We start from the raw sequence: 12,060 nt of genomic DNA on the forward strand, positions 1-12,060 counted from the left end.
CCATTCCTGCGGCCAAAACAAAAGACCCCGCCGGATGATCGGCGGGGCAAGGCGTAGTGCCATGTGTCAGGCCACAGGCACCGGCGGTTTTCGTGAAATCAGTTCATTTCCGCGCGAATCTGCTGGCGCAGCACGTCAATCGGCACAGTCTTGCCGTCGCGTTTGAAACACCAGTACGTCCAGCCATTACAGGATGGCGCGTTTTCCAGATGTGCGCCGACCTGATGGATCGAGCCCTTGACGTTGTCGCCCACCAGCGTCCCGTCGGCACGCACCTTGGCCTTGTGGCGCTGGTTCATGGAATACAGCTCTTCGCCCGGGCGCAGCATGCCGCGCTCGACCAGCTGGCCGAAGGGCACGCGCGGTTCGGCGCGTTTGCTGGCGCTGACTTCCAGCGCCTCACGGTCGAATTTGCGGACCTTGGAAATACGTTTCTCGGCCACTTTGCGATAGCTTTCCTCACGCTCGATACCGATGAACTCGCGTCCCAGCATCTTCGCAACCGCGCCGGTCGTGCCGGTGCCAAAGAACGGGTCCAGAATCACATCCCCCGGATTGGTCGAGCCGATCAGAACCCGGTGCAACAGCGATTCCGGTTTCTGCGTCGGATGTGCCTTGTCGCCGTTTTCATCCTTGAGCCGTTCATGCCCGGTGCAGATCGGCAGCACCCAGTCGCTGCGCATCTGTACGCCTTCGTTCAGGGCTTTCAGCGCCTCATAATTGAACGTGTATTTCGCACCTTCGCGTTTGGACGCCCAGATCATCGTCTCATGCGCGTTGGTGAACCGTTTGCCGCGGAAATTCGGCATCGGGTTCGACTTGCGCCAGACCACGTCATTCAGGATCCAATACCCGGCGTCCTGCAGGGCCGAACCCACGCGGAAGATGTTGTGATAAGACCCGATCACCCAGATCGCGCCATTGGGTTTCAGCAGACGATGCGCCGCTTTTAACCAGTCCCGAGTGAATTGGTCATAGGCGCCAAAGCTGGAAAACTGATCCCAATGGTCGTCAACCGCATCCACCTGAGAGTTATCCGGGCGATGCAATTGCCCCTTGAGCTGCAAATTATACGGAGGATCCGCAAAGATCAGGTCAACCGACGCCTCGGGCAGACTGTTCATCACATCAATGCAGTCCCCGGATAGGATCGTGTTTAAAGGGAGCGCTTTTGCGCCCTTTTTGGTGGTTGTTGTCATTTTACTGCCTCAAGTATCCACGGCGCTTTTGCGCTCATTTGGTTGAGACAAGGATGAGTCAAAGACGATTCGCCGTCAATTTCTTTTTTGAATCAGCGACTTACGATTTACTCTTGATACAAGATATTGTGGACAGGCTTGAACGAACGTCTATGGTGTGGGGTCACACCAAGATTTTGCAGCGCCTCCTTGTGTTGTTTTGACGGATAACCGGCGTTTGTCTCCCACCCATAGCCCGGATGCTGTTGCGCCAAATCCACCATCACCTGATCACGCCAGTTTTTGGCAAGGATCGAGGCCGCCGCGATCGACACCGATCGCGCATCCCCTTTGACCACCGCCTGCGAAGGGATTTTCAGGCCGCGCGGTATCATATTGCCATCGATCAGCAGAAAATCGGGCGCAGGGTCCAGGGCCGCCACCGCCCGCGCCATGGCCAGATGTGAGGCGCGCAGGATGTTGATCTCGTCGATTTCTTCCACCGACGCCTCGGCAACCGCAAATTCGGCGCTGTCCCGCAAGATCGTATCCAAAGCGGCGCGGCGCTTGGCGGTCAGTTTCTTAGAATCGTTCAACCCGCCCGGAATATCGACGGGGTTCAGAATCACCGCAGCCGCCACAACCGGCCCGGCCAGCGGGCCGCGCCCGACCTCATCAACACCTGCGACACGCAGATGCCCCCGGTCCAGCAGGGCCTGCTCTAGTTCAAAATTCGGTACCATCATCCCTTTGGCAAACCGCGTTTCACGACCGACCGCAAGAAAAAAGAGAGGGCAGCTTGTGCCGCCCCCTCTCTTGCGCGGTGCTTCTTGCGGCACCGCTCCTGCTCGTGACCGATTACTGGTAAACCACGCGGTATCCTTGCTGGCGCAGGCACGCGGGTTCATACCCCCGCTTGACCTTTTTGCCGTTCCAGAAACCGACCTTGCATTGGTTGGGCAGGCTATTGGCATGTCTGTAGTGTTTCTTCAGGCATTTTGGCCCAAGCAACTGCCGGTTGGGTCCGTAGCCTTTGATTGTCCGCAGGCACCGGTGCGGCAGGTCATATCGCGCCACACGTTTCGGAACCGGACGAACATGTGGATGCACGATCTTCGGTTCCTTGTACACGTGATGATACTGGCGGCTCGGCCGATCCCTGCGCTTTTCCTTGTTATAGTGATTGACCACCGCGCCGATGATGGCAATTGCGGCCAGCCCGCCAAGAATGTCCCCGGTATCCGCAGCCCGCGCTTGCGAGGCGGAAACGCCGGTAACGGCAATGGCGGTGGCGACGATCAGGGCGATGAATTTGCGGTGCATGATGCATGTCCTTTCGCAACTTGGGGCGGACCCGCTAAGGACCGCGAATGTGATGCCCCGACACTGGGCCCGCCCCCTTCAGACAAGCAATAACGCGCGGTTGTTATCGAATATCAGCCGCGTCTAACCCCTTATGTTATTGAATATCCCGGCCACCCATGCGCAGGATGCGGCCTATGAAACAGATCCTCTCTTCTCTGGTCATTGCGACCCTGTTATCAGTGGGCTCCTCTGCTTTGGCGGCGGATTGCTATGCCGACTACAAGGCCAAACAGGACAATCCGTTGCGCCTGCACTACGGCGTGATGCAGGTGTCTTCGTGCAAAAAAGGGCAGGCAAAGCAGGAGGTCGCGCAGCGCCTGCGCGGGTCCGGCTGGACCTTGCTGAACGTCATGTCGGTATTTGGGCCGGAAGGGTTGGATCAAAGGAAGGCCAATGCCGGAAAATTCTATCTCCGTTTCTGACGCAAGACGCTCCGGGGTTCGACTGGTCGGGCTGGGCATTGCTGCCATCCTGGCCATTCTCGTGACCGCAGCCGCATTTCTGTTCTGGACCCTGCCCGACGCCAACGCCTTCAACGCACGGGTCGAAAGGCTGTTTGTCGAAAGCGACCTGACCACGCAGGCCGAAATCCGGCTGTTGGAGATTCTGGCCCAATCCGGCACCGCCTTTGCCGATACGCTGGCCAGCTATCGGATGGTCATCTATGTGCTGCTTGTCTTTTCCTGCGCGATGCTGATTTCGGCCTTTGTGTTTCTGGTGATGCTGGTGCTGCTGAACCGGCGCATGGCACAGATCGAACGCACCGGGATTCAGGTGACCTCGCTTTTGATCAGCCGCGAGGAAAACACGGTTTACCTCAACAACATGGACTTCAAACTGACCCCTGCCGCGATGGAAACCCTGTCCATTCTGGCCGAATCCCGCCTTGACGACGAGGTCCTGTCAGGTGCCCAGATCGAGGCGATGATCTCGGGCCGTGATGCAGCCGATTGTGACGAGGCAGCCGGGGCCACCCGTATCAAACGCCTTCGCGACGCGTTGGGCACCCAGATGGTCAGCGAATTGTTGGTCAAGAATATCGCCAAAAAGGGCTATATGCTGTCCATCGAAAAGGACGTCATCCAGATGGTGTGACCCGGCGCAGCGGAAAAACTGGGCCGTGCCCCTTGGAATAAAGACCGGAAAACCCCATTATTTTGGGACCCCATGGCAAGGGAGGTCGATCATGAACGTCCACGCCACACCAAGACCCAAAGGTTACGGAATCTCTGTCGAGCCGTTGAAAGGCAGAATTGCCATTTACCGGAACGACATTCTTCTGGCCGAGAGCCACAATGCCAAGGTGATGTATGAGACACGGCTGCCGCCCACCCTCTACATCCCGCGCGCGGATTTGTGCGTGGACCTGAGTTCGGAAACCGAACTGCAGACCTTTTGCCCGTTCAAGGGCACCGCGACCTATCATGACATCAACCTGCCGGGTGAGCATCTGACCAATTCCGTCTGGGCCTATGAAGACGCGCTGCCGGAAAGCATCGCGATTCAGGGCCATATCGGGTTCATGCCCGGCGCCTATACCGAGATCGATCTGGGCCAGAACCAACTGCGCGAACCTGATGACGGGAACATCAGCGGCCCCTTGATTGATTGGCTGATGCGCGGTGCCTCAACCGCCAATACGCCCGAGGCGTTTACAGAAGCGCTGGCCGAGAAAATGCTGGAACACGGGATCGCGATTCAACGCCTCAGCATTCTGGCCTGGTCGCTTCATCCCCTGATCGTGGGCAAGCATTATATCTGGGAAAAGGATCAGGCCGAGATTCTGACCCACGCACCAACCTACGAGATCCATGACCATCCGGCGTTTATCAACAGCCCGCTGCGTCATGTTTCCAACGGGCTGGGTGGCGTGCGGCAACGGCTGAACGACGAGAACCCCCATAACAGTTTCCCGATCATGGAGGATTTGAGGGCCAAGGGCGCAACGGACTATGTCGCCATGCCGCTGCCGTTTTCGGACGGGCGCACCAATGTTCTGACCCTGACCTGCGATCACCCCAACGGCTTCACGACCGAAAATCTTGGGCTGGTTTTTGAATGCTCGGCCGTGATCGCTCGGTATTACGAAGTGTTCATGCAGCGCGAGAACGCGCAGGTTCTGCTGGAAACCTATGTCGGCAAACGATCCGGGGCGCGGGTTCTGGGTGGTGAAATCCGTCGCGGCGACGGGGATGAGATTGATGCGGCGATCATGTTCTGCGATCTGCGCAATTCGACCAGCCTTGAAGAGAAATTGGGACGTGCGGCTTATATCAACCTTCTGAATGAGTTTTTCGAAACCGTATCCGGCATCGTTCACGACAATGGGGGAGAAGTTCTGAAATTCATCGGCGACGCTGTGCTTGCTGTCTTTCCGGCCATCGACGACCCCGCGGTCGCGCGAGAAAGCGCGCAACGTACGGCAATTGGAATTGTCGAACGACTGGGCGAGTTGCGGCAAGCCGGCACCGACACCCATTGCGATTGCTCGATCGGTCTGGCCTATGGGCGTGTGACCTATGGCAATGTCGGCTCGCGCGAAAGGTTGGATTTCACCGTGATCGGTCAGGCTGCCAATGTCGCCGCCCGGTTGGGGGAGTTCGGCAAAACCGTTGGGCACCGCATCGTAGTTTCGGAAGACATCGCGCCGGCCTGCGCAAATGCGCAGCCCTTGGGCGAGGTCGCGTTGCATAATGTGTCCAAACCGGTCAGATCCTATGCATTGCGCACATCTGCAGATGACATCCTGAATTCTTAGCTTGCCTGTGCCTCGATCCGGGTCTTTCGACCAGCGGTGCAATCATAGTCTTCGGCGAACCCGGTTTCGCCAAAGACGGTTCATCCCGTGACTTGTTCGGCCATCATAGGATTACCCGGCCCCCAGCAGGATCAGCGCGGTCTGCGCAGGAGAGATCGTGTTCTGCAACTGCGCAATCTGGCTGCGCGCAAGGTAGGTATCGGTCAGGCGGGACACAGCGCCCTCATCCGTGAATTGCGACAGATCTTCAGAGCCCGTCAGACTGAACAAACGCTCTTTGAACTCGACCAATTGCGTATCAATGTCCAACTGCCCGAAGGACGCAGATAATCCCAATGCCGTTTCCATCATGCTGCGCAGCGGCGGTAACCCCATCAGATCGAACCACTTCGTGTCCGTGCTTGTATCCGCCTCAGCCAGCTCGGTCAGTGCGTGTTGCGCATAAAGGGCGATACGCATGGACTCATCCGAGTCACCTACCGAGATCTCGAAACGGGCGGTCATGTTGTCCTGTGCGACCTGTTCCATAAGCGATGCAAACCCGGTCCGCCGCACCTGACCGGGGCCAAATCCGAAAGCGTCCGAGAACTCGCGATACCGTTTATCTGCCAGCCGGTTGGACAAGGCATCATCGGCGCTGGTTCCATCCTCAAGGATCTTGCGGATGAAAAAGCGGTTATCCAGATCACCCTCAAGCCCGAACGCCCCAAGTGCGACTTGCAATAGCCTCCGATCCGACACCAGTTGTTCGGCTGTTTCGACCTGACCGATGTTTTCCAGAAAATACCGTGTCTCTCGCTCGTTGATGTTCGAGGTCGAAAAGGCCTGAAACTGCGAATCGTACGTGCGTTGCAGAAAACGCCAGCCGACCAGCCCGCCAGTGGGTATGACGGGTTGGAAAGTCATTGCTGATAGGCCATCAAACGCTCTTCCCTCGGCAATAGCGAGCGGAGCGATTTCAGACATTTATAATAATGCTCGGCCACCAGCGCATCGGTTGCTTCCGTCAGAACGCGCCGGCTGTCGGCATCGGTGAAAACCTGACTCAGTTCTTCAACGCGGCGCAGCAGTTGTTGTCTTGCCGAAACAGGATCCATATCCCCGGACAGAACAAGCTGCGCGGCGTAACAGACACGACGGACGGGTGTATTCACCTCATCCGGGTGAATGGCATCCCGCAACCTCAGCACATTGGCCTGCGGCGTCATGATCGAGAACCGGCTGCGTCGATCCCCGTTTTCAATGACAACGCCGTTGATCAGAACCCTCTCTTTCGGGGCCAATTTCAGGACCAGCCCCCCCATCACGCGGCCCCACCTTGACGCAGCCCGCGCAGAACTGCGGTGTTGATTTCCAACAAGGGATCAATGGTTGCGTTGTTGGTCAGAACCTGACTGCTGTGATGTTCGGTAAACTCCGCCAGATAGAAAATGCGGGCCCGCAGATCATTGGGCAGGGCGTTATCCGAGTCAGACACCCCCGTTGCAAGAACCGTCCACAGACGTCGGTTTTCATGCACGGCCTGAACAAATCCGGCAAAATCAGTTGACTTGCGTGCTGCGGCCGCTTTGAGACGGCGCGTGATTTTCGAGATCGCCTCGAATTCAGTATCGCGCGGCGTTCGAATAGGGGCTGCGGTTTGCGCGTAGGCGTTGTGAGCAAGCATTTGCGGGGTCACTTGAAATCCTTCCAATAGGCCGTCTTCATGCGGTCAATGCCGGGGCGCGAAACCCGCGCCCCGACCAGGTTCCGGAATTAACGGAACAGCGACAGGATCGACTGCGGCGCCTGGTTGGCAATCGACAGCGATTGGGTTGCCAGCTGCTGCTGTACCTGCAGGGCCTGCAACCGGGCCGAGGTCTCTTCCATGTCGGCATCAACCAGCGAGCCGATACCGGACTTGAACGAGTCGGTCAGTTTCGAAACGAAATCCTGCTGGGTTTCGATCCGACCCTGCACGGACCCAAAGGCCGCCGCCGCATCGATCGAGGTATCGATCAGCGTTTCGATCGTGCCCAGTGCTGCCGCTGCACCTGCATCGGTCGACACGTCAATCGAGCTCAGCGCACCCAGACCGCCAGAACCCGCGTTGGTGAACTGAGCAGAGACAGAAATATCCTGATCCGCATCAGCACCCGCAGCGGCGGTACCCGTCGCGAAGGACAGGGTGCTCGGCGCACTGGACGCGTCATAATCAACTGCAAGACCCGTGATACCCAGTGCATCGATCTCATTCTTCAGGCCGACCGCGACCAGAGCATCGGTGTAGTTTTCGTCATAGGTTCCGGACGGATCAAGATCGCTGTCCTGGATCGTATATGACACTTCCTGATCGCCAACGCGGATCGACACGCTGTCACCGACTTCGAAGTTGTCTGTCGAACTGTCGATGAGAATGTCGCCAGTGCCCGTGGTGCGGTCCATGGTGAAGCCTGCCACGTCATTGTCGGTTGTTGCACCGTCCGAACCGGCAAGAACGCCCTTGGCCGTATACCCACCAATCGACAGGTCCTGGCTGGCCACTGAAATCGACGCAGAGTTCACGGCACCGGTGCCATCACGGTCAAGCGAGGACAGGATCGAGACGGTGCCCGCAGTCCCATCCACCAGGTTGAGACCGTTGAACTGCGCGGCCCCGACGACCGATGCGATCTGATCGCGCAAGGCAGTCACGTCGTCATTGATCTTGGCGCGGTCAACATTGCCTTCCTGCGCGGCAACGATTTTACCTTTCATCTGGGTCAGCAGGTCGGTCACCGTTTCCGACGCATTCCGCGCAACGGCAACGGTGGATTCGCCCAGTGACAGGCTGTCCTTGATAGCGTTGAAGCCTTTGACGTCCGACTCCATGACTTTGGAGATCGCCCACACGGCCGAATTGTCCTTGGCGGTCGCGACATCCTTACCGGTCGAGATCGCGTTCTGGGTCATTTCAAGGTTCTTGTTGACCGACTTCAGGGTCTGCAGCGCAACCATTGCGCCATTGTTTGTCAGAATGCTGGACATAGCTTTCATCCTTTTCCGTTCGGGCCTTTTGCGCCCAGTTTCACCCCGCAATGCCTGCGGGCTTTGCTGTCGTTCTGACCTGTGCGACGCACCCTGAGGCCGTTCGCGCCACCTGTGTTCATCAAGTGCAGGGACACTCTTGACCGTGATCCCCTAACGGAGTGCTAAAACGCCCAACCCGGAAATTTCGGATTTGAATCAAACCGACGGCTATGCCCGTTTTTCCAGCTTTGCATGGCTTCGCACCTTGTACCCGTTGCGCTGGCCATCTGCGCCATAGGTGCTGAATTCCTGGCGTACCCGGCGCAGTTCGGCCATTCGGGCGGCCACGGCGCGGATGCCGTCTGCTGCGCTGTTCAGCAGGGCCTGATTGCGTTCGACCTTTTGCTGAACGCGAATCAACTCGGCGCTGTCGCGAACCTGAAGATCGTTGATCGCACCGATCAGCTTTTCTTTTTCCGGCACCATCAGGGTCAGGCGATCCAGATCACCGTCAACCAATGCTGCGCGTTCAAGATCCAGAATCTCTTCCAGCGACCTTATCAGAATCGTATCGGAATCAGCTGTCATTGCTGCGCTCCATCATTGATTTGAGTAAAAGTTCCGACAGCCCGACGCCGCCGGACTGGGCCAGTTGTCGTGCTTGATGCTGAACCAGAAAGGACGAGAACTGATCCTCTCCGGCCCCGCCGCCGAACGAGTCGCGCGATTCCCCCAGACCGGCGGATTTCAACATCTCCGCCAGGAATGCGGCCTCAAGCTCAACGGCTGCAGACCTGAGCTTATCCGTGGTTGGAACCGGTGGGGGGAGGGCCGAAACCTTCATTGCTTTCTCCGAAAATTGCATCGAACTTTCTCGATCAAAGAGGAAAGCGGTTAAAATAAATGTAACTTCCTGAGGGCAGATTTCAGGTCACACAAGACGGAGCCGGAGCAAAATGCCCAACCCGCTGACACTGGCGACAAACGCGCCCACATCGACTGCCAAACCCGAGGCTGCGACGCACGAATCGGATGCGTCAAAAAAGACGGCGCAGTTTCAGGATATTCTGGATCAGCAGGACTCTGCGCCGAAACAAGATCCCATACCCGAGGTGACAGAAGAAGGGGTTGATTTACCCGAAGCCAAGATTGCCGCCGACGGGCCCGATATCGAAGCCGAGCCTCCTGCCCCCACGCTCGCTGTGGGCGAGGTCAAGCCGGTGCCGGTTGGCGAACGTGCCATTGAACAGGCGCCGCCCACGGGGAAAACAGTGCAAACACAAGTGACGATTGGCACACAGACGGTGCCGCAAACTTTGGAAGCTGGCCCGGCGGCACAAGCAACGATCCTGCATGACCCCGCCCCGCCCAAAGACGTACAAGCAGCCGTGCCGCAGCCGGACACGCGAAACAACGCCCCGCCCAATGCGTCGCCTGCAGCCACGCAGGTGAACATTGGAACGCCCGTCGAATCGGCTTTCGCGGCACGTTCAACAAACGGGCCGGAGCTGTCATCCAAAGGGCAGGTGACAATGCATCGGGATGCCCCAAAGATCGCGAGCGACCTGCCAAAATCACCGCAGTCGCAGGTGCCAATGGATCGACCTCCCAGCACCGCTCAGATGCAGATTCTGGCGACGGCCACCCCTCGTGAGGTTGAAAAACCGGGACCTGTCGAGAAACCAGAGGCTCTGCCTGTTATGGCCGATGAGCCGGTGTTGCAATCTTCGCGTGAATCGGCCCCGTCACTCAGCGCGCCCGCACAGACGGCGCGTGCCGAGGTCGCACGGGCCATTACCGGACAAATGGCCGCGGCGGTGCAGGCGCGGCCCGGGTCAGGCGCGATCGAGATTGCACTGAACCCCGAAGAATTGGGGCGGGTTTCAATCGTACTGAATGGCCGCGATGACGGGTTTTATGTCACGATTGCCGCCGAGCGTCCTGAAACGCTGGACCTGATGCGCCGACATATTGCCGTGTTGAACGCCGAGTTCCAGAAGCTTGGCTATGGCGATCTGTCCGTCGATCTGGGCACGTCTTCGGACCTTCGGCAGGACGCGCGCGATCCCAACACCTCTGGCTTTGTCGAGATGCCATCCGAAGAAGCGGCGGTCCATACAAATGCAATTCCACAGAAATCGGCCCCGGGCAGGGGCATCGATATGAGGTTATGACAATGATAAACCCAACCCAGCTTGCGCAAAGCACAAGCCAGACTCAGACGGCAGCCAGCACTCAAAGCTCGGCCATTGCATCCGATTTCGAAACCTTTCTGCTGATGATGACCACACAGGCCCAGAATCAGGACCCGTTGGAGCCGATGGATTCCACCGAATACGCCTCGCAGCTTGCGCAGTTTTCGATGGTTGAGCAGCAGGTGCAGACCAATGATCTGCTGTCCTCGCTGACAGCCAGCATGGGGGGTCTGAACCTTGGCGAACTGGCGAATTGGGTTGGAATGGACGTGCGCTCGACCGCGGGATTCCGGTTTGAAAACGCGCCCGTGACCTTGTTCGCCCAGCCCGATGATGCGGCGGACAAAGCGACGATGATCATCCGGGACGAACAAGGCGCGGTTGTCAGCCGGACAGATGTGCCGCTGGATCAGACCGAGTTTATCTGGGCTGGTACCGACGCCGACGGCAATCCGCTGCCCCCCGGAACCTACACGGCCACGCTCCGCAGTTTTCAGGATGGTGACCGGTTGTCGGACACGCCCGCCGCCTCATACAGCCGGGTGGTAGAAGCCCAGATCGGAGACGCGTCGATCCTGCTGACCCTTGAAAGCGGGCAGGTTGTTCCCACCGATCAGGTCACAGCCGTGCGCGCGGGCGCTTGAACTGACGGGCCGGGCGGGCCAAAGCTAGGCCATTCGCGACTCGCTTGAAGAACTGGTTAACGCCCTGCCCGACCTGCCCAAACCTCCGCCCGACCTTGTCCAGCAGCTGATCGACAAAGCGCTGGTTCATGAAGGTGCGCGTTTCGAGACCCTATATGGCGGGCGGACCAATCAGGTCTGGAAGGTGCTTGGCGGCGATTGCGACAGGGTTTTGAAACTCTATAGCTCATCCCTGCGCAACCCTCTGTTTGGCAACGATGCCGAACTGGAAGCCCGCTGCCTGAAAGCGCTGGAACCCACCGGATTTGTGCCTCGGCTGCGCGCCGCAGGGCGGCACCAGCAGGACCGCTGGGTGTTCTACGACCACGCGCGCGGATCACCCTGGGACAAGGAGCCCGAGCCGGTGGCCGAGCTGCTTTGGGATTTGCACCGGCAGCAATTTCCGGTTCCGGCACCAGAAGGGTGCAATGGCAGCGCGGATCTGGAACAGCACGGGCTAAGAATCCTTGATCGGTGTTCGTCCCAAACCCGTCAGACGCTGCTGGACTTGCGGCCCTCACACGCGGTCGAACCGATTTCTGATGTTTGCCTGATCCATGGCGATCCTGTGCCGGGCAACATTCTGGTGGCAGATACCGGCTTGACCCTGATCGACTGGCAATGTCCTGCGTTGGGGGATCCTTGTGAGGATTTGGCGATGTTCCTGTCCCCGGCGATGCAGAAACTATACCGGGGGGCGCCTTTGGCGACCGATCAGACAGAACGGTTCCTGACAGCTTATCGGGATAAGGCGATTACGGCCCGGTACAGACAGTTGCACCCATGGTTCGCCTGGCGCATGGCGGCGTATTGTCTGTGGCGGATGGAAAACGGTGCACCGGATTACCGGCACGGTTTGGAACTTGAGATCGAGGCACTGCGCTGATCCGAAC

General features: G+C 58.4%; 16 protein-coding genes. 6 read left to right on the forward strand and 10 right to left on the reverse strand.

What is annotated here, in order from left to right; all coding sequences use genetic code 11:
- Positions 1 to 98: 98 nt before the first annotated feature.
- The 3 genes from ACR0LW_RS13910 to ACR0LW_RS13920 all read right to left on the reverse strand — a co-directional run bounded on the left by ACR0LW_RS13910 (position 99) and on the right by ACR0LW_RS13920 (position 2,501).
- Positions 99 to 1,199: a site-specific DNA-methyltransferase gene (locus ACR0LW_RS13910; protein ID WP_170737798.1), complete on the reverse strand. Its 1,101-nt coding sequence runs from the start codon at positions 1,197 to 1,199 to the stop codon at positions 99 to 101.
- A 107-nt stretch (positions 1,200 to 1,306) separates the two neighbouring features.
- Entirely contained in the window at positions 1,307 to 1,924 is a 618-nt protein-coding gene (locus tag ACR0LW_RS13915) for a ribonuclease HII (RefSeq protein WP_480882986.1), read from the reverse strand.
- A gap of 112 nt (positions 1,925 to 2,036) precedes the next feature.
- The gene (locus ACR0LW_RS13920) at positions 2,037 to 2,501 is read right to left on the reverse strand and encodes a hypothetical protein (protein WP_480882987.1); all 465 of its coding nucleotides are present in this window, start codon (positions 2,499 to 2,501) and stop codon (positions 2,037 to 2,039) included.
- Between the two features lie 176 nt (positions 2,502 to 2,677).
- Between ACR0LW_RS13920 and ACR0LW_RS13925 the strand changes: the two genes are divergently transcribed.
- The 3 genes from ACR0LW_RS13925 to ACR0LW_RS13935 all read left to right on the forward strand — a co-directional run bounded on the left by ACR0LW_RS13925 (position 2,678) and on the right by ACR0LW_RS13935 (position 5,301).
- The gene (locus ACR0LW_RS13925; protein WP_170455270.1) at positions 2,678 to 2,965 is read left to right on the forward strand and encodes a hypothetical protein; all 288 of its coding nucleotides are present in this window, start codon (positions 2,678 to 2,680) and stop codon (positions 2,963 to 2,965) included.
- Positions 2,937 to 3,638, forward strand: a complete 702-nt coding sequence (locus tag ACR0LW_RS13930; RefSeq protein ID WP_480882988.1) for a winged helix-turn-helix domain-containing protein — start codon at positions 2,937 to 2,939, stop codon at positions 3,636 to 3,638. Before ACR0LW_RS13925 ends, ACR0LW_RS13930 begins: the two co-directional genes overlap by 29 nt.
- Before the next feature lie 91 nt (positions 3,639 to 3,729).
- On the forward strand, positions 3,730 to 5,301 hold the full coding sequence (locus tag ACR0LW_RS13935) for a DUF427 domain-containing protein (RefSeq protein WP_170523811.1): 1,572 nt from the start codon (positions 3,730 to 3,732) through the stop codon (positions 5,299 to 5,301).
- Between the two features lie 111 nt (positions 5,302 to 5,412).
- On the opposite strand, the gene ACR0LW_RS13940 is transcribed toward ACR0LW_RS13935, so the two are convergent.
- The 6 genes from ACR0LW_RS13940 to ACR0LW_RS13965 all read right to left on the reverse strand — a co-directional run bounded on the left by ACR0LW_RS13940 (position 5,413) and on the right by ACR0LW_RS13965 (position 9,133).
- Positions 5,413 to 6,207, reverse strand: a complete 795-nt coding sequence (locus ACR0LW_RS13940; protein WP_480882989.1) for a DUF1217 domain-containing protein — start codon at positions 6,205 to 6,207, stop codon at positions 5,413 to 5,415.
- On the reverse strand, positions 6,204 to 6,605 hold the full coding sequence (gene flbT / locus ACR0LW_RS13945) for a flagellar biosynthesis repressor FlbT (RefSeq protein WP_170455278.1): 402 nt from the start codon (positions 6,603 to 6,605) through the stop codon (positions 6,204 to 6,206). Before flbT ends, ACR0LW_RS13940 begins: the two co-directional genes overlap by 4 nt.
- The gene (gene flaF, locus ACR0LW_RS13950; RefSeq protein WP_170455280.1) at positions 6,605 to 6,979 is read right to left on the reverse strand and encodes a flagellar biosynthesis regulator FlaF; all 375 of its coding nucleotides are present in this window, start codon (positions 6,977 to 6,979) and stop codon (positions 6,605 to 6,607) included. Before flaF ends, flbT begins: the two co-directional genes overlap by 1 nt.
- A gap of 77 nt (positions 6,980 to 7,056) precedes the next feature.
- Positions 7,057 to 8,307, reverse strand: coding sequence for a flagellin N-terminal helical domain-containing protein (locus ACR0LW_RS13955; protein WP_480882990.1), 1,251 nt, complete (start codon positions 8,305 to 8,307; stop codon positions 7,057 to 7,059).
- A 210-nt stretch (positions 8,308 to 8,517) separates the two neighbouring features.
- On the reverse strand, positions 8,518 to 8,877 hold the full coding sequence (locus ACR0LW_RS13960) for a flagellar biosynthesis protein FlgN (protein ID WP_170455284.1): 360 nt from the start codon (positions 8,875 to 8,877) through the stop codon (positions 8,518 to 8,520).
- Positions 8,867 to 9,133: a rod-binding protein gene (locus ACR0LW_RS13965; protein ID WP_170523802.1), complete on the reverse strand. Its 267-nt coding sequence runs from the start codon at positions 9,131 to 9,133 to the stop codon at positions 8,867 to 8,869. Before ACR0LW_RS13965 ends, ACR0LW_RS13960 begins: the two co-directional genes overlap by 11 nt.
- A gap of 112 nt (positions 9,134 to 9,245) precedes the next feature.
- Between ACR0LW_RS13965 and ACR0LW_RS13970 the strand changes: the two genes are divergently transcribed.
- Together ACR0LW_RS13970 and ACR0LW_RS13975 are read left to right on the forward strand one after the other, a co-directional pair.
- Positions 9,246 to 10,463, forward strand: coding sequence for a flagellar hook-length control protein FliK (locus tag ACR0LW_RS13970; RefSeq protein WP_480882991.1), 1,218 nt, complete (start codon positions 9,246 to 9,248; stop codon positions 10,461 to 10,463).
- A gap of 2 nt (positions 10,464 to 10,465) precedes the next feature.
- Positions 10,466 to 11,128 (forward strand): flagellar hook capping FlgD N-terminal domain-containing protein, encoded by a 663-nt coding sequence (locus ACR0LW_RS13975; RefSeq protein WP_480586231.1) that lies wholly within the window; start codon positions 10,466 to 10,468, stop codon positions 11,126 to 11,128.
- Here the strand turns inward: ACR0LW_RS13975 and ACR0LW_RS13980 are convergent.
- Positions 11,103 to 11,258, reverse strand: a complete 156-nt coding sequence (locus tag ACR0LW_RS13980; RefSeq protein WP_170455293.1) for a hypothetical protein — start codon at positions 11,256 to 11,258, stop codon at positions 11,103 to 11,105. The two genes, ACR0LW_RS13975 and ACR0LW_RS13980, sit on opposite strands and share 26 nt — an antisense overlap.
- Here ACR0LW_RS13980 and ACR0LW_RS13985 point away from each other — a divergent pair.
- Complete coding sequence (locus ACR0LW_RS13985; RefSeq protein WP_480883022.1) at positions 11,250 to 12,053, forward strand: phosphotransferase family protein; 804 nt, start codon at positions 11,250 to 11,252, stop codon at positions 12,051 to 12,053. The two genes, ACR0LW_RS13980 and ACR0LW_RS13985, sit on opposite strands and share 9 nt — an antisense overlap.
- The last annotated feature ends 7 nt before the right edge of the window (positions 12,054 to 12,060 follow it).

This window comes from Ruegeria sp. N4, assembly GCF_056531425.1.